Below are 24,913 nucleotides of genomic sequence, written 5' to 3'. Positions count from 1 at the left end.
CGCAAGGTCCGTCTCTGCACATGTATGCCCCTTGGGGGCTGCGACCCAGACGCTTCGTGACCGCTCATCCGGTGCCGCCCGCACTCATTTGATCATCCGACTACTCATCCGATCTGTCCAGGGGGCACCTTCGTGAGCATCACCACGTGGTACCTGTACGTAACCTACGGTCCCGTAGGTAGCATGACCGACATGACTCCCGCGCCCGACGCAGCGCAACCCGCGCTCTCCGCGCCCTCCGCGCCCCTCACGCCCACCGTGCCGGACGTCCCGGCCAAACCCCGGCTGCGCGGCTGGCTGCACGCCGGGATGTTCCCGGCCGTGCTGATCGCCGGCGTCTTCCTCACGGCCCTGGCCGACAGCACGCGCGGCCGCGTCGCCTGTGCGGTGTACGTGCTCAGCGCCTGCCTGCTGTTCGGCATCAGCGCGCTGTACCACCGCGGCGACTGGAGCCCGCGCACCACCGCCCTGCTGCGCCGCCTCGACCACGCGAACATCTTCCTGATCATCGCGGGCACCTACACCCCGCTGACCATGCTGCTGGTCCCCGGCGGCCGCGGCCAGCTGCTGCTGTGGGCCGTCTGGGCGGCGGCCGCGGCCGGCATCGTCTTCCGCGTCTTCTGGGTCGGCGCCCCACGCTGGCTCTACACCCCCTGCTACATCGCGATGGGGTGGGCCGCCGTCTTCTTCCTGCCGGACTTCCTGCGCAAGGGCGGCATCGCGGTCCTCGTCCTGGTGATCGTCGGCGGCCTCCTCTACTCCGCGGGCGGCGTGATCTACGGGCTCAAGCGCCCCAACCCCTCACCCCGGTGGTTCGGCTTCCACGAGGTGTTCCACTCATTCACCCTGGCGGCCTTCGTCGCGCACTACGTGGGCATCTCCCTGGTGGCCTATTCGCACGCCTGAGAGCGGCGCGCCCGCACGCGGCGCACGCCCCATGCGCGGTGGCCGTGGCCTGGAGGCCACGGCCACCCGCCATGTCAGGCCGCCCACACCCGCCAGCACCACCGCGACCACGGCGATCTCACCCAGCAGCACATACCCGCCGACGCACAGCACCGCGGTCAGCACAGCGGCAATCGTCATGCCCCTCCCCTTTCCGGTCCTTACAACCGGTTCCCTGCCCCGCACACAGGGTCACACACCCCACTGACAATCAGGGACTCGTCAGCCTCCGCGCCCGGAACGCCGGGAATGCCCGCCGGGGCCGCAAGATCGATGCCGGAGAATGCTGTTCATGGCCTCAGTACAGACCTCCTCCGGCCCGCAGCCAGGCCCCCGGCTCGGGCTGCGCGAACGGAAGAAGATCCAGACCCGCCAGGCGATCCGCCGCGCCGCCTACCGGCTGTTCGAGGAGTACGGGTACGACGCCACGCCTGTCGACCGGATCGCCGAGGCCGCCGACGTCTCGCCCAGCACCGTCTTCCGGTACTTCCCCACCAAGGAGGACATCGTGCTCAGACGCGAGTACGACCCTCTGCTGGCCGCCGCGGTCCTGGGCCGCCCGGCGGAGGAGCCGCCCATGGAGGCCGTCCGGCAGGGCATCGTGGGGGCCATGCGCCAGGCCGTCGAGGGCGACATCAGCGAACTGCAGCAGTGCTCCCGGCTCATCCGCGACGTGCCCGCGCTGCGCGGCCGCGCGGCGGAGAGCGGGGTCGAGACCTGCCGCCTGTTCGCCGGCGCCCTGGCCGAGCGCACCGGCCGCTCCCCCGACGAGCTGGAGCTGCGCGTCGCGGCCGCGGCCGTCCTTGCGGTGATCAACGAGGCGATCATGCACTGGGTCGACCAGGGCCAGCCCAGGGAACTGCTGGTGCCCGCGCTGGACCGCGCCCTGCGCACGCTGGCCGGCGGCCTCACGCTCTGAGGGCCCCCGCCCCCTCCCTCACCCGCCCAGCTGCGCCGCGAGGCTCTTCGGGTCGGCCGTCGGCGCGGCACACGTGAAGCGGCGGCAGACGTAGGCCGCCGGACGGCCCTCGAGCAGCGGGCGGTCCTTCAGCAGCGGCACCTCCTCCGAGCCCGGCTCGCCGAGCGCCACGGCCAGGCCGGGCGCGGTCGACAGCAGCGCGGTGTGGTGCAGCTGACGGGTCACCGGGTGGTCGACGGGCCCCACGACGGCGACCTCGCGGGGGCCGTCCAGCAGGGCCTCGGCGACCGCCAGACCCCAGCTGATGAAGCGCGGCGCCTTCGGCCCCAGGGTGCGCACGACGCCCAGCGCCTTCTCGGCGGCCTCGCGGTGCCTGGCGCTGCCGGTGTAGGCGGCGTACGTCAGGAGGGCGCCGGCCGCCGCCGTCCAGCCCGAGGGCGTGGCGCTGTCGGTGGGGTCCTGCGGGCGGCGGATGAGGATCTCGGCGTCGTCGGCCGTGTCGAAGAGCGCGCCCTTCACGTCCGTGAAGTGGACCAGCACGGTGTCCAGCAGCAGCCCGGCGAAGTCGACCCACACGCCCTCGCCGGTGACCGCGGCGAGCGCCAGGAAGCCCTCGGCCACGTCGGCGTAGTCCTCCAGGACGCCCGCGTGGCCGCCCGCCGCGCCGTCGAGGGAGGTGCGGAACAGCCGCGCGTGCCAGTCCATGTGGGTGCGTACGAGCAGGTCGGCGGCGTCCGTGGCGGCCTGGACGAGGTCCGGCCGGTCGAAGTAGGCGCCGGTCTCGGCGAGCGCGGCGATCGCCAGGCCGTTCCAGGCGGCCACGATCTTGTCGTCGCGGCCCGGGCGGGACCGCCGCTCGCGGGCCGCCAGCAGCCGCTCCCGCACGGAGGCGATCTTCGAGGCGTCCACGAGCAGATCGGTGTCGGGGAGCTGCAGCACGGAGGCGCCCTCCTCGAAGGTGCCCTCCTCGGTGACGCCGAAGTACGCGGCGGCGAGCGTCGCGTCCTCCTCGCCCAGCACCTCCCGCAGCTGCCGGGGCGTCCACACGTAGTACGCGCCCTCGACGTGCCGGCCCGTGCCGTCGTCGCTGTCCGCGTCGAGCGCGGAGGCGAAGCCGCCCTGGAGCGTCCGCAGTTCGCGGACCATGAAGTCCGCCGTCTCCAGCGCGACGCGCCGGGCGAGGGCCGAGCCCGTGGCCCGCCACAGGTGGGCGTACGCCCGGCACAGCAGGGCGTTGTCGTAGAGCATCTTCTCGAAGTGCGGCACGGTCCAGGAGGCGTCCACGGAGTACCGCGCGAAGCCGCCGCCGAGCTGGTCGTAGATGCCGCCCCGGGCCATCGCCTCGCAGGTGGCGGCCGCCATCTGCAGCGCCGCCTCGGAGCCCGTGCGCACGTGGTGGCGCAGCAGGAACTCCAGCGTCATGGACGGCGGGAACTTGGGCGCCCCGCCGAAGCCGCCGCGCGTGGCGTCGAACTCGCGGGTCAGCCCCAGCAGCGCGGCGTGCAGCTCCTCGGGGCCGGGCGGGGTGGAGGTGTCGACCGCCAGGGCCCGTTCGGACAGGTCCCGTACGATCCGCCGGGCCACCTGCCCGACCTCGTCCCGGCGGTCGCTCCAGGCGGCCCGCACGCCCTCGAGCACCTGCCCGAAGCCGGGCATGCCGTGCCGGGGGGCGGGCGGGAAGTAGGTGCCGAAATAGAAGGGCTCGGCGTCGGGGGTGAGGAAGACGGTCATGGGCCAGCCGCCCTGGCCGGTGGCGGCCTGGACGGCCTCCATGTAGACCGCGTCGATGTCGGGCCGCTCCTCGCGGTCGACCTTGACGGAGACGAAGTGCTCGTTGAGGTAGCCGGCGACGGCCTCGTCCTCGAACGACTCGTGGGCCATCACATGGCACCAGTGACAGCTGGAATACCCCACGCTGAGCAGCACCGGCACACCCCGGCGCCGGGCCTCGGCGAAGGCCTCGGGCGACCAGGGCCACCAGTCGACCGGGTTGTCGGCGTGCTGGAGGAGGTACGGGGACGTCTCGTGCGCCAGGCGGTTCGGCATGACCCCATCCTTACCCACGGGCAGGCCGGGGCGGCGCTACGGCACCCACGAGCCGTGCCGGTGCGCCGGACCCGGCCGCGGCGGCCCGGCCGCCCGGCATCGATCGACCGGCGTCCTAGCCCGGGCTGTGTGTGCGCGTGCGTTCGGACCACCTCACGACGAGCGGTACGAACTGGCCGGCGACGAGGAAGAGCACTCCCACGGCGAGCCAGCCCGGCTCGCCCCAGCCGAGGCAGAGCAGGCCGAGCACCGGCGGGCCGATCGCGTTGGACAGGCCCTGGCCGATGGCGAACAGACCCGAGTACTGGCCCTGTGCGTGCTCGGGAGCGAGGCCGAAGGACAGCTCGAACGAGGCGGCCGCGTACCACAGTTCGCCCACGGTGAAGGAGATCACACCGAGCAGGACGACGACCATGGCGACCCACCCGGGCGCGCCGCCCGCCAACGCGATGAGGGCGGTGGAGAGGAGGAGCGCAGCCCCCGCGCGGCGCATGGTGCGGCCGGCCGACATGTTGTCGACGACGCCGCGGCTGACCCGCACCTGCAGGCAGACCACGATGGCGGTGTTGACGGCCACGCTCGCACCGACGAACCACCGTGGTGCATCGGTGTGCCCGATGATCCACAGCGGCAGGGCGAAGCTCAGCATCTGGTTCTGGATGGACATGATGCCGTCCAGGACCGTGAGCGCCACGTACGGCTTGTCCTTCAGGGCCGGCCAGCGGCTGCCTCCCACCGGGACCTCCACCGGTGGCACGGACGGAACGCGGGAGCAGGCGACCGCGGAGGCGAGGAACAGGACGGCGGTGCCGAGCATGAGGCACACGTATGCGGTCCTGGTGTCCAGCTGCACGACGACGCCGGCCGCGAGGGCTCCGCAGCCGATGGCGATGTTGTTGAGGGCACGCAGGTAGGAGCGGTAGCGGGTGGGGTTCGGGGCGCCCAGGGCGCGGTTCAGCGGGCCGCGGGCGGCCGTGCCGGCCGAGACGGCGAGCTCGGCCACGCACAGGCACGCGACCAGCGACGGGAAGGAGCGCACGAGCACCAGTCCCGCCACGGCGAGGGCCTGCACGAAGAGCGTGAGCCGGAAGACCTCGCGCGGGCCGTACCGGTCGGCCAGGTGGCCCACGGGGACGCCGGCGGCGAGTCCGATCAGGGCGGCGGCGCCCAGGGCGAGTCCGACCTGGGCGACCGGGAGGCCCACGGAGCGGGTGAAGAACAACGCGGCCCCGGACATGAAGAGACCCTTGCCGATCAGGCTGATGAAGGTCGCGACGGCGAAGGCGCGCTTGGGGCTCGTCTCGGGTACCAGGCCGCGGGCCACCAGCCAGGCCAGTAGCCCTCGTTCGAGGCCCTTCCCGGCCGTCGGCTCGATCTGTTCGCTGGGCTTGCGCTGAATGGTGACGCCCAACTGGCTGTCCCTCCAACTCCGTGATGGCTGTGCCCGGACGCCCTCATGCGTCGAGCCCTCCACGCCTGATGGGCCGGGTGGTGAGCACGGTCCGCGCGTCAGGCGGCTCTGTGGCGGGCGCCGCCCTCGGTCGTACTCAAGAGAGCCGCTGGGCCGGTCACCCCGTCACGACCCGCGCCGTGCCCCCGACTTCGACTCTCAAGTCCGGTCCCGCCGTGGCGGTGACGGTGGCCGGGCTGCCGAGGGAATCGCCCATGTCGACGGCGATCCGGTGGGTGCCCCGGCCGGCCAGGTGTGCGGCGAGACAGGCCGTGCTGTTGGCGTTGGCGAGGTCCTCCGGAACGCCGATCGAAGGGGCGAACATCCGTGCCGCGAGCGCGCCCTCGGGCGAAGGTTCCGAGTGGACGTACGCGCCGAGCAGGCCGAACCGGTCGCAGACCGCCCTGAGGCGGTCGAGGTCCGGACGCAGCGCGGCGAGCGCGGCCCGGGTGGTGACCGGCACCAGAATGCGTTCGCGGCCCACGCCGGCGATCCGGACGTCCGGCCCGGCCTCGTGCGGCGCGAGACCGAGGGCCGGAAGAACGAGGGCGCGTTCCTCCGCGGTCGGTTCGCGCTGATCGACGGGGCCGGGGTCGAAGGCAGCGGTGATCAGCTCGCCGACGCGCTCGGCCCGCCCGGCGAAGACGCGCCCCCCGGCACGGAGGGTGGGCCGGTAGGGCCCGCCTCCGCCGTGCCGTGCCGAGAGGAGGGCGAGGGCGGCGACCGTGCCGTGCCCGCAGGCGGGCAGTTCCTCCTCCGCGGTGAAGAAGCGCAGCTCGGTCGTGTCGCCGACGTGACGTACGTACACGGCGTGCGAGACACCGTGTGCGACCGGGATCCGGCGCCGCTCGTCGTCGCCCAGCGGCGCGCCGTCCGCGTCGTCCTCCAGGACGACGGCTGTGGGGCTGCCGCCCTCGCCGCCCCGCAGGCAGGCGCGGACGACCGTCACGTTCGGCGTGCTCATGGGGTTGTCACTTCGCCTTGTCCACCGTGGCGTACCCGGTGGTCGCCGCGTCCGCGGTCTGGTTGGCGCCCTCCTGGAGCTGGAAGAGCGAGCCGAAGGGGCGCTCCGCGAGCGGGAGACGCCACGCCCCGGCCTCCACACGTGCCGTGTCCGACACCTGGCCGCGCAGCAGCCTCACTCCGGCCTCGTTGTGACCGGCGTGCGGGCCGAAGTGGATCGGGTAGGCGTCGGCCGCCCGGTAGGCCGGCAGGAAGGCGCGACGGTACCGGTCGGAGCGGTTCGGGGAGGAGTAGTGCAGGAGCAGGGGGTGGATGAAGACCACGCTGCCCGCGGGCGCCTCGATGGCCACGGCGAGCTCCGGGTCGGGAGCGTCGGCGCCCACCACCTTGCCGCGGAAGTGGCCGTCGACGTAGTGGTCGGCGAGGCCGCGGAGGTGGGAGCCGGGGACGGCCTGGAGGGCGGAGTTCTCGGTGGTGGTGTCGTCGAGGTAGACGAGGGCCGTCACCAGGTCGGTGTTGGTGTGGGGGTAGTAGGCGAAGTCCTGGTGCCAGTCCACGACACTGCCCACCTGCGGGGCCTTGAGGTGGAGCTTGCTGTAGTGGAACAGGATGTCGGGGCCGATGAGCGCCTCGACGTGGTCGAGCAGTCCGGGGTGGGCGGCGGCCCGCTCGAACGCGGAGTGCTGCTTGGTGGGCGACCAGATCCGGCGCGCCATGCCCTTGTCGCCCGGCTCCACTTCGGCGACGGAGCTGACGTCGGAGACGTCGAGGATCTCCGTGATGGCGGTGTTGAGCTCGGCGACCTCGCTCGAATCAAAGAGACGTTCGACGACCGCGAAGCCGTTCTCGCGGTACTCCTTGGCGAACGTGGCTGTGTCGGCTGCGGACATGGCGGGGTTCCTCTCTGCTGCGTTGCGGGGGCGCGGTGAGGGTGGGACGGGGCTCGTACGGGTCGGGGAGGGCGGCCGCGAGCGTCCCTCGGCCGGGGCGCTCGCGGCCGCCCGTTGTGTCTCCGGTCCGAAACGGGGACACGGAAGGTCCCCGTGAATCCCTCGACCGGTTCACCCCTCAGGCGCCCGACGTCCCCGCGTGCCGGTTCTGTCGTCGGCGCGGGGTCCGGGACGTACGGATCACTCGGCGGTCTGCGCGTGCTTGGCGACGGTGTCCTCGTAGATCTCCCGGAAGAACAGCGCGAGGATCTCCTGGACGTCGTCGATGTACTTGAGCACCTTCTGGAAGTCCTCCTCGCTGAAGAGCAGCTGGTGGAGGATGTCCCACATCTCCTGGGAGTGGTCTTCGGTGGTGTCGACGTGAAGGTGGGCGGCCTGCCCCTTGACGTTCTCCTTGCCGAGGCGCTCCTGGAGGTTCTCGACGATGGCCGGCTGGAGCTTCATCTGGGTGTATTCCACCAGGTAGTTCGAGACGACCGGGGCGAGGGCCGACTCGTGCTCCAGGGTGTAGTAGAAGAAGCCCTCCAGAAGACGGGTGGAGAGGTAGGGCTCGGTGGCGAGGATCTCTTCCTCGGTGATGCCGGCGGCCGCGGCGTCGGCGATGTACAGCTTGTCGTGGAGCATCTCATCGGCCTGGTACTGCGCGTAGTCGCGGGCGGCCCTGGGCGCGACCTGGGCGATCTTGTAGATGGCCTTGGACTGGCTGACCCGGGAGAGGCGGATGCGCCACACGTGCTCGATGAGGGTGCGGCGGTAGTAAGCCTGGTGGAGCTCGGGGTCGGTCAGGTGGGACGCGAAGGGGACGGTGGCCTTCCACTCCGCCATCTTCTTGTCCATGTAGCGGTCGAGCTCGGCCTTCTTCAGACGGCTCTGCTCCTCGTTGTAGAACGGCTTCGGGTGGGTGATCCCGGAGTTCTGCACGCGGTTCATCGCGTTCTCCTTCACAAGAGGGTTCGCAAGGGATGTTCAATAAAGGGGCGGAGTGTGGTGCCGTGGTCAGCGGTAGCTGACGTGGAAATGCTCCGTCGCGTGTCGGTCGAGGAAGTCGGTCTCGGCCTCGAGGTCGTCGGCCGCCGCGTCCCACAGGGCGTCCATCAGGCAGATGCCCCGGTCGGACGCGTCGAGTTCGGTTCCCTCCGCCACGTGGACTCGCAGGATCCGGGGCGGGCGGGTGGGCGGCTCGAAGCGGATCGCGTCGACGGTCCGCCCCTTCTCTCCGTACTTGCTGAGGAACACGGTCGCCCGGGTGGGTGCGCCGGTGCGCAGGGCCTCCAGCTGGGAGGCGCCGGTGAGCCGGTCGTGGAAGGCGTCCCGCTCGCCATCGGGCAGCAGCAGGGACTCGGTCCACAGGTCCAGGAGGGAGTGCCCGGTGACGGTCTGGACACTGGCGTCGATCAGGCTGCCGCCCATCCGGGGGTTGATCTCGATGATCTCCCAGCGCTTCTTCGACTCCCAGTACTTGACCTCGATGTGGAAGACGCCGGCGACCATCCCGTGCTCCGCCAGCGCGGCGAGGCAGCGGGTGACGTGGTCGGCTCCTTCCAGGACGAGTTCACGGTCGAGGCTCACGGGCGGGCTGACCGACATCCCCTCCAGGACGGTCCGCTCCAGGCGTTCCACGCGGGCCTTCTCGTGGACGCACAGGTGGTGGACCCGGCCGTCGAGGACGAAGGTCTCGAAGCTGAACTCCGGGCCCTCGACGTACTCCTCGACGAGGAAGTCGTACCGGTCCATGAAGATTGCCTTCATGCGCTGGTCGGCGCGCATCTGCTCCTGAAGCGCGGGCAGGTCGGCCAGGTCGTCGACGTCGTTCAGGACGAAGGTCGCGAAGGACGAGGCACCGCGTACCGGCTTGACGAACCACTGCGCGGAGGGATCGAGTTCGGGGGTCACACCGGGGGTGAGCCGGTGGAGCCGGACCTCGCTCAGCCCCTCGGCGAAGAGGTGGCGGCGCAGTTCGTACTTGTCGAGGCAGAGGCGCAGCACGGCCTCTGCGGAGTCGTCCACGCCGAGCCGGTCGTTGAGCTCCGCCATCAGCAGCCGGTAGCCCTCGAAGGTGGCGAGGGCGGCCTCGACCCGGTAGCCCCGGTCGGCGAGTTCGAGAACGGCCTTGTCGAGGTCGCCGGAGCCCAGTTCGGGTTCCTCGGTGACCACGCAGTCCGCCAGGTGCCGGCGGCTCGCCTCCAGCACCCCCGGCGTCTCCGGCCGGGAGCTGAGGGCGACCAGGGCCAGATCGAGCCCGGCGGCGGCCGCGGCGATCTCCTCGGTGTACGACTTGCCCTGGTGCATGAGGAGCAGGATCGCTCGCTTCATCGGTGCATCTCCTCGAAGTTCCCGGGTCGCCCTCAGCGCCGGAGGTCGGACAGCCGGTCGAGGGTCTCGCGCTGGTGGGCGCGCAGGATCTCCACGAGCCGGGCGCCGCCCTCACGGACCGGGTCGACGACGGGCAGTCCGGTGTCGACCTCCAGCTTCTCGGCCTCGCGGCGGTAGTCCTCCTCGGAGTAGCCGAAGCTGTTGACGCTGATGGCGGCGACCTTGGCGGGCCGCTCGAAGACGGAGAGCTCCTCGTTCAGGCGGATGAGCTCGGGGATGGGGATGATGGGCGTCTCCCAGACCTTGGTGCGCTCGGCACCGAGGCGGTGGCAGAAGACCAGGGCGTGCGGCAGGGCACCGTGGAGGATGGCGAGGGCGACGCTGCTGAACCCGATGTGGTTGAGCGAACCCTGGCCCTCGACGACGACCCATTCCTTGCCGGCCGCGGCATCCATGACGACCTGCTCGACGGCGCCGGCCATGAAGTCGCCGGGCACGCCGTCGACCGCGATGCCATGGCCGGAGATCAGCATGCCGCTCTGGCCGGTGGCGGCGAAGCCGGTGCTGATGCCGATGCGGTTGGCCTCTTGCCAGATCTGCAGAGCGGCCGTCTTCTTGCCGATGTTGGAGTCGCTGCCGCAGGTGTGGATGACCCAGGTGTCCAGGTCCAGGACACGGGCCTTGTTGAGCTGCACCGGCGGGGTGTCCTTGGTCTCCCAGACGGTGACGCCCTTGTCCCGGATGGCACGGGCGATGTCCGGGTCGCCGGCGAGGCGGTAGTGGATCGAGTTGATCAGGTGCAGGCCGTTCTGGACGGCGGAGAGGATGTGCGGCTTCCAGGACTCGGGCAGGTCGGCGGAGTGCAGCCCCTTGCCGATGATCAGGACCTCGGGGGACAGGTGCAGAGCGTCCTCGACGCGGCTGACGATCGGGATCGGGCCGCCGTAGCCGAGGACGTCCTGGACGGTCCGGCCGGCCTGAAGGCTGTCGATCACGGCGACGCAGCGGTCCCCGTTGTAGCGGACCAGTGAGGCGGCAATCTTGCTCGTGAAGAGTCCGAAGCATTCATCGGCGAACAGCACGAACTTCTTCTCAACCAGCTCCGCATGGCTCAACTGGGCCACGTCTTCCTCCACGGACTCGATGGTTCTCTGGCCTATGGCACGCAATGGTTCGGGCGGTCTACGGGAGGGGCTCGGTCGTCAGGCGGTACTGCGCACTCGCCTGGCTCACGGCCTCCTCGATCTGCTTCTGGGTGCCGCCCCGGAACAGGAAGCGGCCGCCCTGGAGCGTGGCGTACGAGCCGGGCCTGGATTCCAGGACCTCACCCGGCCTCGGCACCAGCTCGCGGTACACATACGGAATGTGACCCAGGAGCGGGGTCGCGGCGGTGACCTTCCGGGGCAGCGGCTTGGGACCTTGGATGATCAGCCAGCCGCCGCTCAGCGACGGATCGGGGACCGGAAGGTACACCGAGCGGCCGAGCAGCACGTCGACCCACAGCCGCCAAAGGTTCACGCCGTGGACGTCGTTGATGACATAGGACACGTCCGCGCCCGGCACCCGGGCCCCGACCTCCAGGAACACCAACTCGTCGCCGGTGTCGAAGAGTTCGAGATGGAAGGCGGAGCCGCGCAGACCGAGCGCGGTCAGGCAGCGCACGGCGAAGTCCTCGCAGCGGTCGCGCACCTCGGGGTCCGTCTGGAAGACCGAGCCGAGCGGCGTGCCCAGGGCCTCGTAGTCCAGACAGGTGGAGATGTAGCGCGAGGTGCACAGGAACAGCGGTTTGCCCTCGGCGTCCAGGACGCCGTCGACGTGCAGGATATCGCCCTGCACGAACTCCTCGATCTCGAGGTCGTCCAGGCTCCGTTCGGCGCACAGGGCCCGCAGCTCCTCGGCCGAGGCGATCTCGCGCACCCCCTGGCTGGACGCCCCTCGCACCGGCTTGACGATCACGGGGTAGCCGAACTCCTCGGCGGCCGCGAGGGTCTGCTCCTCGGTGTGGCAGGTCGCCCAGCGCGGCACTCGGAGGCCGGCCCGCGACACCCGCTCCTTCATGACGCTCTTGTCGCGGAACCGGGAGGTCTCCTCGACACCGGGGCCCGGGATGCCGTACCGCTCGCGCAGGGTCGCCGCGAGGTCGAGCAACATCTCGGAGAAGCCGATGACGTGGTCGAACGGGCCCTCGTCGCGGACGATGGCGTCGACGAGCTCCAGCACACCGTCCACGTCACCGAAGTCCGGTACGACGTGGACCCGTTCGGCATCGGAGGGCACTCCGCTGCGGCCGCCCTCGTCGCAGAGGTACGTGACGCGGTCGGTCTCCGGGTCGAAGACCAGCTCGGGGGCGGCGAGGCGGTTCTCCCAGCGCCGCTCGTCCTCGTACAAGGACCAGCGGTTCAAGAACAGGATTGCGCTGGACATGGATGTCGCCTCACGGTTCACAGGAAACATGGATGTGCCCGGCCGCGGGGACCGTTGACGGCGGTGAAAGGCAGGCCTTTCGGAACCGAAGGATGAACCCGAACCCCGGGGACAGCCCTCAATGCGTTGATCGCGCTGCCACAGCCTCGCACGGGACCGGGCCGGCCAGAATAGGACCTAGGTCCCCCCCTCCCGGCCCCGGTGATGCCGCTGAGCGCCGACGACAGCGCCACACCTCGGCAAAGGAGGCTCCGGACCACCTTGCGCCGGAAACGCCATGGGCAGATGGACCTATTGCCGCTCCCGCCCCACGGGACGCAGAATTCCCATCGCGCCCTCCAGGCCGGCGGAGGGTTGCCATGCGCGCCAGGAGAGTTTTCCGAACTCCCGCCCCGACATCGAAGCGCCAAGCGGCGGGACGACATGTTCCCGCTCCGCGAATATCGCCGGCCCAGACCTCAAAGCGACATCGCCTGCAAGACATCAGGCGGCGAACGATGCGAAACGGGAGACATCAGGATGCTGCTGAAGGTTGATCCGATCGATTCCTTCTCCGGAACTTTCCGCGTCCCTTCCTCGAAGCCGGAGACGCAACGGGCCATTCTGGTAGGCACGCTGGCCGAGGGAACGTCACGCGTCTACAACGACCTCCGTTGCGACGAGACGGAGACGATGAAGGCCGCCTGCCGTGCCCTGGGCGCCGAGATAACCGAGCACGAGGGTTTCCTGGAGATCAAGGGCATCGGAGGGACCCTCCCGGACATCCGGCGCGTCGTCCAGTCCCGCGGCTCGGGTCTGGTGTTCCGCATCGTGACGGCGCTGGCCTCCGCCCTGCCGTCGCCGACCGTGGTGACGGGCGACGCGACCCTGCGCAGGCGCGTGATGGCACCCCTGCTGGACGCGCTGCGCGAACTCGGCGCGGACATCGAATCGATCGCCGACGAGGGCAAGGCCCCGGTCGTCAACTGGGGAGGCGGCCTGAAGGGCGGCACCTGCCGGCTGCCGGGCGACATCAGCTCGCAGTTCATCACCGCCATCCTGTTCGCCGCGCCGCTGGCCGAGGGCCCGGTGGAGATCGAGGTGACGGGCGAGGTCTACTCCCAGTCGTACATCCGGCAGACGCTGGCGAGCCTGACCGACGCGGGCATCAAGCTGGCTGCGTCGGAGGACATGCGCCACTTCCACGTGGAGCCCTCCCACTACCAGACCCAGGACGTCACCATCCACGAGGACTACACCTCTGCCTCGTACCTGCTGGCCGCCGCCGCGCTCTTCCCGGGCCGGACCGTCCTGACCAACGTGTACGGCGACAGCCTGCAGGGTGAGTTCGCGATCGTCCCGATCCTGGAAAAGCTCGGGGTGAGCGTCACCTTCGACGAGGAAACCCTGTCGATGATCGTCGACAACCCGGAGGGCAGCCTGTGCGGCGACTTCGAGGTGGACGTGATGGACTGCCCCAACATCGTGCCCACGCTCGCCGCCCTCGGGGCGTACGTGCAGGGCAGCCTGAAGGTGACCGGCGGACGCCTCACCCGGTTCCACAAGGCGTCACGCATCGAGGCCATGGCCGCCGAACTGACCCGCGCGGGCGTGGACATCGAGGTCCTGTACGCCGACGGGGTCTGCGACGGCTTCCTGGTCCGCGGCGCGAAGACGTACCCCGGCGGAGTGACGCTGTCCAGCTGGGGTGACCACCGCATCTTCATGTCGCTGTTCGTGGCCGGCCTGCGGATGCAGTCCGCCAACAAGTTCTCGGGCTTCGAGGACGTCAAGCTGTCCTTCCCCAGCTTCATGGAGGAGTTCACCAAGGCAGGGGCGCGGACCACCGCTGTCGAGGAGGAGGACGCGCCCGCCGGGGCCGTCGCCTGACCCTGTCCGCGGCAATCCCGGCGGTCCGCCCTGCCTCAGCAGCGCGTACCGCCGGGCCCGGCAGGCGAGCGACGCACCCGCACGACCGTCCGCTTCCCCCGTTCAGGAAGTTCCCCCAATGCCCTCTGCACCTGCCCCCCGGCTGCGCGCCGACGTCTCCGGGTTGCCTCGCTACGTCCCGGGCCGGGCCGCGCCCAGCGACCTGGTGGACAAGCTGTCGTCGAACGAGAACCCCTACCCCCCGCTGCCGTCGGTCGTCGCCTCGATGCGCGAGGAACTGGGACGCGTCAACCGCTACCCCGATTCGAAGAGCAGTGAGCTGATCGCGGAGCTGTCCGCCTCCCTCGCGGTGCCCCCGGAGCACCTCGTGCCCGGCACCGGATCGCTCGGCGTCATCAAGGACTTGTTGTGCGCCGCGGTCGGCGAAGGGGACGAAGTGCTCTTCGCCTGGCGCTCGTTCGAGGCGTACCCGATGCTCGTCTGGGCCACTGGGGCCACCCCCGTGCAGATTCCGCTGCGTGACGAGCGGCATGACCTGGAGGCCATGGCCGATGCGGTGACGGACCGCACTCGCATGGTCATCGTGTGCAACCCCAACAACCCGACCAGCACGGCCGTGCACCGCGGTGAGCTCGAGCGCTTCCTCGACCGGGTGCCGGACGACGTGCTGGTGGTGCTCGACGAGGCCTACCGCGAGTTCGTCGACGACACCGACGTACCCGACGGCATCGAGCTCTACCGCGACCGTCCCAACGTCGCCGTTCTGCGCACCTTCTCCAAGGCGTACGGGCTGGCACGACTGCGCGTCGGCTACGCGGTCGCGCATCCGCCGGTCGCGGCCGCGCTGCGCGCCTGCAGCCTGCCGTTCGGCGTCAGCGGACTCGCCCAGGCCGCCGCGCGGGCCTCGCTGAAAGCGGAACCCGAACTGCTGGAGCGGGTGCGGACCCTGGTGGCCGAGCGCGCTCGGGTCACCGATGCCCTGCGGGCCGCGGGCTGGAGCGTTCCCGAAAGTCAGGCCAACTTCGTCTGGCTGCGCCTCGGTTCGCGCACGCAGGCGTTCGCCGACGCGTGCGAGGCGGCGGGAGTCATGGTGCGCCCCTTCGGCGACGAGGGGGTGCGGATCACCATCGGCACTCCCGAGCAGAACGACCGCCTGCTGAAGATCGCGGGCGACTGGCGGATGTGAGGCCCCCGCCGCGGATCCCGCGCGGCAGCCCTCGCTCGGCAGAACATCAATAGTGCCCATTCCGTGCGCCTGTTCGGGCTAGCATGAGGAAGCCTCATGACACCGCGCGCCGCCCACATGCCCCGTGTGCCCGTTCGAAGGACGTCGATGACCGAACACGACCGGCCGGCCCCGACCTTCGCTCGCGCCCAGGACGGCACGGCCTTGGCGTATCAGCACCGCGGGGAGGGGCCGCCGCTGGTGCTGCTCGCCGGGCAGGCGAACGACCACCACTGGTGGGACGGCGTGCGCGAGGACTTCCACACCGTGCGCTCCACCGTGACCCTGGACCTGCGCGGCACGGGCGACAGCGACAAGCCCGAAGGGCCGTACTCCGTCGCTCAGTTCGCGGACGACGTCGTCGCGGTCCTGGACGCGATCGGTATCGAGCGCGCCGACGTGTACGGCACCTCGATGGGCGGCCGGGTCGCGCAGTGGCTCGCGATCCGCCACCCGGAGCGGGTCCGCCGGCTGGTCCTGGGCTGCACCTCCCCTGGCGGTCCGCACGCCGTGGAACGCGACGCGTCGGTACGACGGTCCCTCGCACAGCCGGATCCGGAGGCCGTACGCCGAGTGCTGGCCGACCTGATGTACTCCCCCGCCTGGCGGGCCGCGCACCCTGGCCCCTACCGCACCCTCGGCGACCCGCGGATGCCGGCCCATGCGCGCCGCGGCCACCTCATCGCCAGCAACGAGCACGACGCATGGAGCGAACTGCCGGGCATTGCGGCCCCCACCCTGATCCTCCACGGCGACCAGGACCGGCTCACCCCGCCGGACAACCTCCGGCTGCTCGCCTCCCGCATCCCCGGTGCCCGCGCACACCTCTTCCCGGGCGCCCGGCACGCCTACTTCGAGGAGTGCCGGGACGAGGCGGGCAAGCTGGTGCGGAGGTTCCTCGTCGAGGAGGGATGCTCGCGGGCGACGGAACGCGACCGCGGGAGAGCGAGCGCACCGAGCGACAGCGGAGATCCCCTCGGAGAAGAGGTCCGGCCGCGGGCCGCTCAGGAAGCGAGGTCGACGTATTGGGCGTAGAGCGCGGCCTGAGTGCGGTGGGCGGCTCCGATCTTCAAGTAAATGCTGCTGAGGTGGTTTTTCACGGTCTTCTCCGAGATGCCCAGCCTCCGAGCGATGACCCGATTACTCAGCCCCCGGGCCAGTAGATGGAGTACGCCCCGCTCGCGCGCGGTGAGGGCGTGGCCCGTCGGTGGCGAACCCTCCCTGGGGACGGGATCGGAGGCCGGAGCAGACGCCGGGGCGGACGGAGCCGCTTTGCCGGGGTCGGTCAGGCCGACGTGTTGGGCGTAGAGCGCGGCCTGAGTGCGGTCGGTGGCACCGATCTTCAAGTAAATGCTGCTGAGGTGGTTTTTCACGGTCTTCTCCGAGATGTCCAGCCTCCGAGCGATGAGCCGGTTGCTCAACCCCCCGGCCAGCAGGCCGAGCACATCTAACTCCCGGTAGGTGAGTTTTTCGGCCAGCGCTTCTTCCATGTCCTGTCTCCTCTTTCCCTCTCAAAGAGCATGAGAAAAACACCCAAGGGCTTCAGTCACGCGGCACCCCCGGCGCTGAGCGGTGAGCGCCGGCAGATCACCCGACAGGCGGCGGTCACGGCAGGCGGCCCAACGTCTCGCCCGGTCCCTGCCGTCCAGGCCGGCAGGGCGTCAGAAGGGGCGGGGAGAGGCGGAGGCTGCCTTGGAACCGGGCAAGGAGGCGGAAGTCCTGGAGGGTGGCGTCCACGACGATTTTTCGCCACTCGCCACGGGGGGCATCGGCCAAGGTGGCGGCCTCTCTTCCGGCCTCCCCCGGTCAAGCCATGCCCTGGCATTGACCAAGCCGTAACCCGCCGGGTGGATCGACTTTCACTGCTGGACCAATGGCTCCCGGATGGGGAGCATCACCGTGAATACAGGAGCCCAGCGAATCCATGGAAAGTACGCATAAGTAGGACGTCAGTGCAGCCTCCCCCGTGCTAGCGCACCAAAATATTCGCGGGCGAAAATGGCAACACCGTGAAGAATCGGTGCGCGACCACGAAGCAGCGCTTCATGGCCAGGCGCAGGAGCCCCCCTTGACGCATGCTGAAACTAACTTCAGGCTACACGGTGGCGCAATCGGTTGACCAGCACTCTTTGCCAAAAATCGACGTTTACCCAAAGCCGCCGACACCCCGTCATGAAGCGAGGGCCGGCGGAATGGCGAATTCCCCAGCGGGGTCGGCCCCGCGACCTCATTCGTAGTTGACCGGGCTCTGGTGTGGGGCAGCCGTTGGATTTCGCGGAAGCTGGTGATCCAGTCGCGATCGCCGACCGGGCCTCGGTGCGGGTGGCGAGTGTGCGCCGGTGGACGCATGCGACCTCGAGGACGCTGCGGAACGCATGGCTGGCGGCATTGCCGAGGCGAAATCCAGTCGGATTCCGCGGTGGGGGTGATCCGGGCAGGCCGGGGCGGCGCTACGGCACCCACGAGCCGTACCGGTGCGCCGGACCCGGCCGCGGCGGCCCGCCCCGGGCCGTCCGCCGGGTCCTCAGGCCGTCCGCGCAGTCCTCAGGACGTTCGGCCCTCAGGCCGTCCGCCGGGCCCTCAGGCCGTCCGCTCGACCTTGCCGCCCTCGCCGGAGGGCTCGGGAGCCTCCTCGAAGTCGACCCGCTTCATGTGCTTGTTCATGCTCTTCATCAGCATCCACACGGCTCCGCCGATGACGGCGAAGACGAGGAAGCCGAGCACACCGGGCGTGACCTTGTTCTTGTCCAGTTCCTCGGCGGCGAAGGGCACGAGGTGGGTGGCGGCGAGGGTTGCAGTCGCGCTCATCATGGGGTCAATTGTTGCGGATGCCCGCGAAGAGGTCGTCCTCGGGGAGGGAAGTGTCGACGAGGGACCTCGCGAGCTCGTACTCCTCGGTCGGCCACACCTCGCGCTGGATGTCCATGGGGACCTTGAACCAGCCGCCGTCGGGGTCGATCTGGGTGGCGTGGGCGATCAGGGCCTTGTCGCGGATCTCGAAGAAGTCCGCGCACGGCACGAAGGTGGTCAGCGTGCGCTCGCGGCCCATGTCGTCCCAGCGCTTGAGCCACTCGCCGTAGGGGGAGTCCAGGCCGCGCTCGATCAGGGCGTCGTGCAGCGCCTGGGTGCGCGGGCGGTTGAAGCCCTGGTTGTAGTAGAGCTTCAGCGGCTGCCAGGGCTCGCCGGCCTCGGGGTAGCGCTCGGGGTCGCCCGCCGCGTCGAAGGCCACCATCGTGATCTTGTGGGTCATGATGTGGTCGGGGTGGGGGTAGCCGCCGTTCTCGTCGTACGTGGTGACCACGTGCGGACGGAACTCGCGGATCAGCTTCACCAGCGCGCCGGCGGCCTCGTCGACGTCCTGGAGGGCGAAGCAGCCGTCCGGCAGCGGGGGCAGCGGGTCGCCCTCGGGCAGGCCGGAGTCGACGAATCCCAGCCACTCCTGCTTGACGCCCAGGATGTCGCGGGCCTCGTCCATCTCCTTGGCCCGGACCTCGTGGATGTGCTCTTCGATGTAGGGGTCGCCCTGGAGCTTGGGGTTGAGAATGGAGCCACGCTCCCCACCCGTGCAGGTGGCGACCAGCACGTCCACCCCCTCGGACACGTACTTGGCCATCGTGGCCGCGCCCTTGCTCGACTCGTCGTCGGGGTGGGCGTGAACGGCCATCATTCGCAACTGCTCAGTCAAGGCTCGATCCTCAGTCACAGGTCTTGGGCCCCTCCATCGGTGTCCGGGGCCGCCTCCTATAGTGACCGAAGCGGGCGTGTTTTCATTCCGAGTTCGCGGGACAAAGGCCCCCGCCGGTGAGGGATGCGCCCGGAACCGGCCCTACCAGGAGGAACGATCATGGCTGCGGACCGCGGAGCCCCGCCCGAGGGCCGCTACGGCCGCTCGGCGGACGAGCGCGCCGACCGCAAGCTGAAGATCGTCGGGGCCGTGCTGGGCGCCGTGCTGCTCGCCTTCATCGGCTGGGCGGCTGTGCACTACATCACGAAGTCGGACGGCGGCACCCAGCTGATCCGTTCCAAGACGGTCAGCGACGACACCGTGCAGGCGGTCCTGGAGATCCGCAAGGACCGGGACGCCGTCGCCGTGTGCACCCTGCGCTCCCTCGGCGCGGAGGGTGGCGAGGTGGCCCGCAAGGACTTCCGCTTCGACCGGGCCGAGACGCACTTCACCGAGCTGGTCACGCTGCGTACGACGGCCCACGCCGCGGCCACCGAGCTCGAGGGCTGCCGGATGGAGAAGCGGGGCTGACAGGCCGGGGGCCCAGGTCGGCATCAGGCCGGCGTCAGGCCCCTGACCTGCGTTGACGCGATTCTTGCGCAGTTTCTCCCCGTTACTTCTTCCCCCTTTCCGGACGTAATTGTTAGGCTCGTGGTTTCGCCCACCTTTGAAGGTGCACCCTTCTGAGTAGGGCGTTCATTTGTATCGAGATGCATCCCCCAGCATTCCCCAGTACCGACGAGGAGCACCTGTGACCCAGACCAGCGACAACGTCACCTGGCTGACTCAGGAGGCGTACGACCAGCTCAAGGCCGAGCTGGAGTACCTGTCTGGTCCCGCTCGCACCGAGATCGCGGCGAAGATCGCGGCGGCCCGCGAGGAAGGTGACCTGCGAGAGAACGGCGGTTACCACGCGGCCAAGGAGGAGCAGGGCAAGCAGGAGCTCCGCGTCCGTCAGCTGACCCAGCTGCTCGAGTCCGCGAAGGTCGGCGAGGCCCCGGCCGCCGACGGCGTGGTGGCCCCCGGCATGGTCGTCACCATCGCCTTCGACGGCGACCCGGACGACACCCTCGACTTCCTGCTGGCCTCGCGCGAGTACGCCAGCTCGGACATCGAGACGTACTCCCCCCAGTCCCCGCTGGGCTCGGGCGTCCTCGGCAAGAAGATCGGCGAGGACGCTCAGTACGAGCTCCCCAACGGCAAGAAGGCCATGGTCCGCATCCTCGAGGCCAAGCCCTACTCGGGCTGACGCCCTCGCGGACGCCGGACGAGAAGGCCCCGGCCCCCGGATCTCCGGGGGCCGGGGCCTTCCGCGTGCCCGGCCGTCCCCTACGCCGCCTCCTACGCCGTCGCCGAGCGGTATTTGCGCACCGACAGGGCCCGGAAGACGGTGATGATCACCACGGACCAGATCAGCGACGCCCACACCGGGTGCTGCATCGGCCACGCCGACGGCACCGGATAGCCGGGCGGCAGGTTGCCGAAGAGCTCGCGCGCCGCCTGGACGGTGGCGCTGAAGGGGTTCCACTCCGCGATCGTGCGCAGGACGGTGGGCATGTTGTCGGCGGGGACGAACGCGTTGGAGATGAAGGTCAGCGGGAAGAGCCAGATCAGCCCGCCCGACGTGGCGGCCTCCGGGGTGCGCACGGACAATCCGATGAGCGCGCCGATCCAGGAGAAGGCGTAGCCGAGCAGGAGCAGCAGGGCGAAGCCGGCCAGGGCCTTGAGCAGCCCCTCGTGGATCCGCCAGCCGACGATCACGGCGACGATCGCCAGCACCACGAGCGTGAGGGCGGTCTGCACCAGGTCCGCGAGCGTACGGCCGGTGAGCACGGCCCCGCGCGCCATGGGCAGCGAGCGGAAGCGGTCGATGAGGCCCTTGTGCATGTCGTCCGCGATGCCGGCCCCCGCGCCGGCCGTGGCGAAGGTGACGGTCTGCGCGAAGATGCCCGCCATCAGGAACTGGCGGTAGGTGTCGGGGTCCGTGCTGCCGCCCACGGCGATGGAGCCGCCGAAGACGTAGCTGAACAGCACCACGAACATGATCGGCTGGATCAGCCCGAAGATGACCACTTCGGGGATGCGCATCATGCGGATCAGATTGCGCTGGGCGACGACGAGGGAGTCGCGTACGGACTGGACGGCGCCGCCGCGTGCCCTGGGCACCGGCCGCCGGGAGAGGGTGTCACCGGCCGCGGTCATGTGGCGGCCCCTTCCTGTTCGCGGGTCTCCTCGCCGGCCTCGGCGACGTGCCCGGTGAGCGAGATGAAGACGTCGTCGAGGGTGGGGCGGCGCAGCCCGATGTCGTCGATCTCGATGCCCCGGGTGTCCAGCTCCCGGATGACCTCGGCGAGCAGCCTGGCGCCGCCGGAGACCGGAACGATGACCTTGCGGGTGTGCTCCTCGACGGTGAATCCGCCCTTGCCGAAGGGCCGCATGACCTCGACGGCGAGCGGTATGTGCTCGCGTTCGTGGACGACGAGCTCGACGCGCTCGCCGCCGGTGCGCGCCTTGAGCTGGTCGGAGGTGCCGCGGGCGATGACCTTGCCGTGGTCGATCACGCAGATGTCGTGCGCGAGGTGGTCGGCCTCCTCCAGGTACTGCGTGGTGAGCAGCAGGGTCGTGCCGCCGGCGACCAGTTCCTGGATGACCTCCCACAGCGCCTGCCGGTTGCGCGGGTCCAGGCCCGTGGTGGGCTCGTCCATGAACATCACGGGCGGGCTGACGACCAGGGCGGCGGCGAGGTCGAGGCGGCGGCGCATGCCGCCGGAGTACGTCTTGGCGGGGCGGTCGGCGGCGTCGGCGAGGTTGAAGCGCTCCAGCAGCTCGCCCGCCCGCGACTTCGCGTCGCGCGAGCTCATCTGGTACAACCGGCCGACCATGCTGAGGTTCTCACGCCCCGTCAGATATTCGTCGACGGCGGCGAACTGCCCGGACAGGCCGATGGCGTGGCGGACTTCGTTGGGCTTCTTCAGTACGTCGATGCCCGCCACGACGGCCTTGCCGCGATCGGGCCTGATGAGGGTGGTGAGCACCCGCACTGCGGTGGTCTTGCCGGCGCCATTGGGGCCGAGCAGTCCTAGAACGGTTCCTTCCGGAACGTCGAGATCGACGCCGTCCAGAGCCGTGACGTCGCCGAAGGTCTTGACCAGGCCTTCGGCGTATATAGCGCCTGGCATGGAGGTTCTCCCCGTTGAGGTGACGTAATACACGATTTTACGTTCGCGGGCTCCGTCCCGCCCCGTGAATGATTCCCACCGGATGTTCACCGGAAATCCGTGACCGCTGTCCGCATGTCATTCCGGTCGTCCGCCACGGGCGCGATATCAGGACATCACCGGATAGCCGGCCGCCCGCAGCGCGGCCCGTACCTCCGCGCAGTGCCCGGGCCCCGTCGTCTCCAGGTGCACCTCGACCTCCGCCTCGGCGATCCCCAGCCGCGGGTCGGTCCGTACGTGGGAGACGTCCACGACGTTGGCGTCGGCCGCCGACAGCACCTCCAGCAGCGCGGCCAGCGCGCCCGGCCGGTCCGTCAGCAGCAGCCGCAGCGACAGGTACCGTCCGGCCGCCGCCATGCCGTGCCGCAACACCCGCTGCAGCACCAGCGCGTCGACGTTCCCGCCCGACAGAACGGCCACCACCGGCCGTCCCTCCTCCTCCGCCCCCTCCCCGGCGCCTCCTTCCGAGGCCCGGAACGCCGCCGGGTCGGACAGCAGCGCCGCCACCGGGCTCGCGCCGGCCGGCTCCACCACCAGCTTCGCCCGCTCCAGGCACAGCAGCAGCGCGCTCGCCAGCTCGTCCTCGGACACCGTGCGCACCTCGTCGACCAGTTCCTTCACGATCCGGAACGGCAGGTCTCCCGGGCGCCCCACCCGGATCCCGTCGGCCATCGTCACCGGCGCCTCCAGCGTCACCGGGTGCCCGGCGGCCAGCGACGGCGGGTACGCGGCCGCGCCCGCCGCCTGCACCCCCACGATCCGCGCGTCCGGCGACAGCGCCTTGACCGCCACCGCGATGCCGGCCACCAGCCCGCCCCCGCCGACGCCCACCACGACCGTGCCCGCCCGCGGGCACTGCTCGAGGATCTCCAGCCCCACCGTGCCCTGGCCCGCGATGACGTCGGGGTGGTCGAAGGGGTGGATGAAGACCGCGCCCGTCGCCCGCGCGTACTCCCGCGCGGCGGCCAGCGCCTCGGCCAGGTCCTGCCCGCACACCCGCACCCGGGCGCCGTAGTCGCGGGTGGCGGCCAGCTTGGGCAGCTGGGCGCCCTCCGGCATGAACACCGTGGCCCGCACGTCCAGCAGGGAGGCGGCCAGCGCCACCCCCTGCCCGTGGTTGCCGGCGCTCGCGGCGACGACCCCGGCCGCCCGTTCCCCGGCACTCAGGCCGGCGATCCGCACGTAGGCGCCGCGCACCTTGAACGAGCCGGTGCGCTGCAGGTTCTCGCACTTGAGCCGGACCGGCGCGCCCACCAGCCGGGACAGGTGGCGGCTGGGCTCCAGCGCGGTGCGCTGGGCCACCCCCGCCAGCGTCCGCTGCGCCCGCCGGACGTCGTCCAGGGACACCGCTCGTGCGGCCATGACGTCAGTATCCCGCCGCGCCCGCGAGCCCGCGTGGGCCACGCGACGGCACCGCGGCGACACCTCGGCGGCGTCGCACGGGGCGTCGCACGGGTACGGCGGACCGCCGGCGCCGGATACCGGCATACCGACCGGTTTGCCGAGCACTGGTACGAACGGGCGCCGGGCCGCGTACTCTGTCCCCCATTCTCAGCAGTTCCCCGCCCATTCCCTGCCGTCGTACGAAGTGAGTCCCAGCCATGCCCACCCCTCAGGACATGACGACCGACCTCGCCCCCGGCGTCCTCGACGCCCTCCAGCACCAGGTTGCCGTCTTCGCCCGCCGTGCCGAGCAGACCCGGCTCGGCGGCGTCGGCCGGGTCCACAACTCCATGGACCGCGCCGCCTACCTGCTGCTCAACCGGCTCGACCAGGAAGGCCCGATGGGCGTCAAGGCGCTCGCGGCCGGCATGGGGATCGACTCCTCGACCGTCACCCGCCAGGTCGCGCCGCTGGTGGACACCGGCCTGGTCAAGCGCACCTCGCACCCCGAGGACGGCCGCGCCGTCGTCCTGCAGCTCTCGCCGCGCGGCAAGGCCCGCCTGGAGGAGGTGCGCGCCTCGCGGCGCGAGCTGATGGCGCTGGTGACGGAGGGCTGGGCGGAGGACGAGCGCGAGATCTTCTGCAACCTGCTGACCCGCTTCAACGCCGCGCTCTCCGAGATCCACTTCACCCAGGCCCCCCAGGTGCCGCCGGCCTCTTGACCCGGCCGCACGGCCTGCCCTGTCCTGGAGGGGTGCGTGAGCGGCAGTCCGCCCGGGAACGCCGCCGGGCCCGGGAGTTCGAGGCGTTCGTCGCGGGTGCGGGCGGCAGGCTGCTGCACGCCGCGCGGCTGCTGACCGGCGAGCGGGCGGCCGCCGAGCACCTCCTGACCGCCGCCCTGGCCCGTACGTACGCCGCCTGGGACACCCTCCGCGGCGAGGACCCGTACGACCGCGCCCGCCAGGAGCTCGCGCACCGCTACGCCCGCACGGCCTGGCGCCGCCGCCCCGCCCCCGGCGGACCGCTCGGCGCCTTCCCGCCCCGCGAACGCCTCGTGCTCGTACTGCGGCTGTACGAGGACGTGCCCGAAGAACAGATCGCGGCCCGGCTGGGACTGTCCGTACGGCGCGTACGAGCCGTCTGCGCCCGGGCCGCGGCCGCGCTGCCATGACCGGCCGCGACCGCGTGGTGCGCCCCGGCCCCGCCGCCACGACCGGCGCCGCGCCGCCATGAGCGGCCAGGACCGCCGGGAGACCCGGCTCCGCCACCTGCTGGACGGCCCGCGCGCACAGGTCCCCACGGACCTCGCCGTACGGGCCGCCGAACGCGGGCGGCGGCTGCTGCGGCGCCGCAGGGCGCTGCGGGCGGCGGGGTGGGCGCTGCTCCTGGCGGCGGCGGTGGCCTTCGGCGTCTGGGCCGCGACCGCCGAGCCGTGGTCGGCCCGGCCGGCGTGGCAGGCCCCGCCGCCGCGGGACGGATGAGGA

24 protein-coding genes are annotated in these 24,913 nt (G+C 70.9%); 10 read left to right on the top strand and 14 right to left on the bottom strand.

Going from position 1 to position 24,913, the window contains the following annotated elements; translation table 11 throughout:
* Nucleotides 1-192: 192 nt before the first annotated feature.
* Nucleotides 193-906: a PAQR family membrane homeostasis protein TrhA gene (gene trhA / locus IE295_RS29585; protein WP_190066842.1), complete on the top strand. Its 714-nt coding sequence runs from the start codon at nucleotides 193-195 to the stop codon at nucleotides 904-906.
* Between the two features lie 322 nt (nucleotides 907-1,228).
* A complete protein-coding gene (locus IE295_RS29580; RefSeq protein ID WP_190066841.1) occupies nucleotides 1,229-1,864 on the top strand; it encodes a TetR/AcrR family transcriptional regulator in 636 nt (211 codons plus the stop codon).
* A gap of 18 nt (nucleotides 1,865-1,882) precedes the next feature.
* Here IE295_RS29580 and IE295_RS29575 read toward each other — a convergent pair whose 3' ends face one another.
* The 8 genes from IE295_RS29575 to IE295_RS29540 form a co-directional block, all read right to left on the bottom strand.
* Nucleotides 1,883-3,910 carry a thioredoxin domain-containing protein gene (locus IE295_RS29575; protein WP_190066840.1) on the bottom strand — a complete coding sequence of 676 codons (2,028 nt, stop codon included), beginning with the start codon at nucleotides 3,908-3,910 and terminating at the stop codon, nucleotides 1,883-1,885.
* 115 nt (nucleotides 3,911-4,025) lie between these two features.
* Complete coding sequence (locus IE295_RS29570; protein ID WP_224323473.1) at nucleotides 4,026-5,321, bottom strand: MFS transporter; 1,296 nt, start codon at nucleotides 5,319-5,321, stop codon at nucleotides 4,026-4,028.
* 157 nt (nucleotides 5,322-5,478) lie between these two features.
* On the bottom strand, nucleotides 5,479-6,324 hold the full coding sequence (locus tag IE295_RS29565; RefSeq protein WP_190066839.1) for a PhzF family phenazine biosynthesis protein: 846 nt from the start codon (nucleotides 6,322-6,324) through the stop codon (nucleotides 5,479-5,481).
* A gap of 7 nt (nucleotides 6,325-6,331) precedes the next feature.
* Entirely contained in the window at nucleotides 6,332-7,213 is an 882-nt protein-coding gene (locus IE295_RS29560) for a phytanoyl-CoA dioxygenase family protein (protein WP_190066838.1), read from the bottom strand.
* A gap of 240 nt (nucleotides 7,214-7,453) precedes the next feature.
* Complete coding sequence (locus tag IE295_RS29555; protein WP_190066837.1) at nucleotides 7,454-8,203, bottom strand: iron-containing redox enzyme family protein; 750 nt, start codon at nucleotides 8,201-8,203, stop codon at nucleotides 7,454-7,456.
* A 66-nt stretch (nucleotides 8,204-8,269) separates the two neighbouring features.
* Nucleotides 8,270-9,586, bottom strand: coding sequence for an ATP-grasp domain-containing protein (locus IE295_RS29550; RefSeq protein WP_190066836.1), 1,317 nt, complete (start codon nucleotides 9,584-9,586; stop codon nucleotides 8,270-8,272).
* 32 nt (nucleotides 9,587-9,618) lie between these two features.
* Entirely contained in the window at nucleotides 9,619-10,722 is a 1,104-nt protein-coding gene (locus tag IE295_RS29545) for a DUF1611 domain-containing protein (protein ID WP_224323474.1), read from the bottom strand.
* A 46-nt stretch (nucleotides 10,723-10,768) separates the two neighbouring features.
* Nucleotides 10,769-12,010 (bottom strand): ATP-grasp domain-containing protein, encoded by a 1,242-nt coding sequence (locus IE295_RS29540; protein ID WP_190066835.1) that lies wholly within the window; start codon nucleotides 12,008-12,010, stop codon nucleotides 10,769-10,771.
* A 519-nt stretch (nucleotides 12,011-12,529) separates the two neighbouring features.
* Between IE295_RS29540 and aroA the strand changes: the two genes are divergently transcribed.
* From aroA to IE295_RS29525, 3 genes are all read left to right on the top strand, one after another.
* Nucleotides 12,530-13,879 carry a 3-phosphoshikimate 1-carboxyvinyltransferase gene (aroA, locus tag IE295_RS29535; RefSeq protein WP_190066834.1) on the top strand — a complete coding sequence of 450 codons (1,350 nt, stop codon included), beginning with the start codon at nucleotides 12,530-12,532 and terminating at the stop codon, nucleotides 13,877-13,879.
* A 118-nt stretch (nucleotides 13,880-13,997) separates the two neighbouring features.
* Complete coding sequence (gene hisC, locus IE295_RS29530; RefSeq protein ID WP_190066833.1) at nucleotides 13,998-15,065, top strand: histidinol-phosphate transaminase; 1,068 nt, start codon at nucleotides 13,998-14,000, stop codon at nucleotides 15,063-15,065.
* 147 nt (nucleotides 15,066-15,212) lie between these two features.
* Entirely contained in the window at nucleotides 15,213-16,139 is a 927-nt protein-coding gene (locus IE295_RS29525) for an alpha/beta fold hydrolase (RefSeq protein ID WP_190066832.1), read from the top strand.
* Here the strand turns inward: IE295_RS29525 and IE295_RS34590 are convergent.
* From IE295_RS34590 to mca, 3 genes are all read right to left on the bottom strand, one after another.
* Entirely contained in the window at nucleotides 16,109-16,594 is a 486-nt protein-coding gene (locus IE295_RS34590) for a response regulator transcription factor (RefSeq protein WP_372479512.1), read from the bottom strand. The genes IE295_RS29525 and IE295_RS34590 overlap by 31 nt on opposite strands.
* Nucleotides 16,595-17,684: 1,090 nt before the next feature.
* On the bottom strand, nucleotides 17,685-17,915 hold the full coding sequence (locus IE295_RS29515) for an RAMP4 family protein (protein ID WP_190066831.1): 231 nt from the start codon (nucleotides 17,913-17,915) through the stop codon (nucleotides 17,685-17,687).
* A 4-nt stretch (nucleotides 17,916-17,919) separates the two neighbouring features.
* Complete coding sequence (mca, locus tag IE295_RS29510) at nucleotides 17,920-18,789, bottom strand: mycothiol conjugate amidase Mca (RefSeq protein WP_190066830.1); 870 nt, start codon at nucleotides 18,787-18,789, stop codon at nucleotides 17,920-17,922.
* Between the two features lie 159 nt (nucleotides 18,790-18,948).
* Here mca and IE295_RS29505 point away from each other — a divergent pair, with 159 nt between their 5' ends.
* Together IE295_RS29505 and greA are read left to right on the top strand one after the other, a co-directional pair.
* Nucleotides 18,949-19,359, top strand: a complete 411-nt coding sequence (locus IE295_RS29505; protein WP_190066829.1) for a DUF4307 domain-containing protein — start codon at nucleotides 18,949-18,951, stop codon at nucleotides 19,357-19,359.
* Nucleotides 19,360-19,579: 220 nt separating this feature from the next.
* Nucleotides 19,580-20,077, top strand: a complete 498-nt coding sequence (gene greA / locus IE295_RS29500) for a transcription elongation factor GreA (RefSeq protein WP_190066828.1) — start codon at nucleotides 19,580-19,582, stop codon at nucleotides 20,075-20,077.
* A 92-nt stretch (nucleotides 20,078-20,169) separates the two neighbouring features.
* On the opposite strand, the gene IE295_RS29495 is transcribed toward greA, so the two are convergent.
* From IE295_RS29495 to ilvA, 3 genes are all read right to left on the bottom strand, one after another.
* Nucleotides 20,170-21,030, bottom strand: coding sequence for an ABC transporter permease (locus IE295_RS29495; RefSeq protein WP_190066827.1), 861 nt, complete (start codon nucleotides 21,028-21,030; stop codon nucleotides 20,170-20,172).
* Nucleotides 21,027-22,007, bottom strand: coding sequence for an ATP-binding cassette domain-containing protein (locus tag IE295_RS29490; RefSeq protein WP_190066826.1), 981 nt, complete (start codon nucleotides 22,005-22,007; stop codon nucleotides 21,027-21,029). Before IE295_RS29490 ends, IE295_RS29495 begins: the two co-directional genes overlap by 4 nt.
* Nucleotides 22,008-22,154: 147 nt before the next feature.
* Nucleotides 22,155-23,408 (bottom strand): threonine ammonia-lyase, encoded by a 1,254-nt coding sequence (ilvA, locus tag IE295_RS29485; protein ID WP_190066825.1) that lies wholly within the window; start codon nucleotides 23,406-23,408, stop codon nucleotides 22,155-22,157.
* Nucleotides 23,409-23,647: 239 nt separating this feature from the next.
* Here ilvA and IE295_RS29480 point away from each other — a divergent pair, with 239 nt between their 5' ends.
* From IE295_RS29480 to IE295_RS29470, 3 genes are read left to right on the top strand one after another with little or no spacing between them, the layout of a single operon-like run.
* Nucleotides 23,648-24,151: a MarR family winged helix-turn-helix transcriptional regulator gene (locus tag IE295_RS29480; protein ID WP_190066824.1), complete on the top strand. Its 504-nt coding sequence runs from the start codon at nucleotides 23,648-23,650 to the stop codon at nucleotides 24,149-24,151.
* Nucleotides 24,152-24,183: 32 nt separating this feature from the next.
* Nucleotides 24,184-24,600, top strand: coding sequence for a sigma factor-like helix-turn-helix DNA-binding protein (locus IE295_RS29475; RefSeq protein WP_190066823.1), 417 nt, complete (start codon nucleotides 24,184-24,186; stop codon nucleotides 24,598-24,600).
* A gap of 58 nt (nucleotides 24,601-24,658) precedes the next feature.
* The gene (locus IE295_RS29470) at nucleotides 24,659-24,910 is read left to right on the top strand and encodes a hypothetical protein (protein WP_190066822.1); all 252 of its coding nucleotides are present in this window, start codon (nucleotides 24,659-24,661) and stop codon (nucleotides 24,908-24,910) included.
* The last annotated feature ends 3 nt before the right edge of the window (nucleotides 24,911-24,913 follow it).

The sequence above is a fragment of the Streptomyces griseocarneus genome (assembly GCF_014655595.1).
Classification (GTDB): Bacteria; Actinomycetota; Actinomycetes; order Streptomycetales; family Streptomycetaceae; genus Streptomyces; species Streptomyces griseocarneus.
This window is presented reverse-complemented; position numbering and strand designations above follow the sequence as displayed.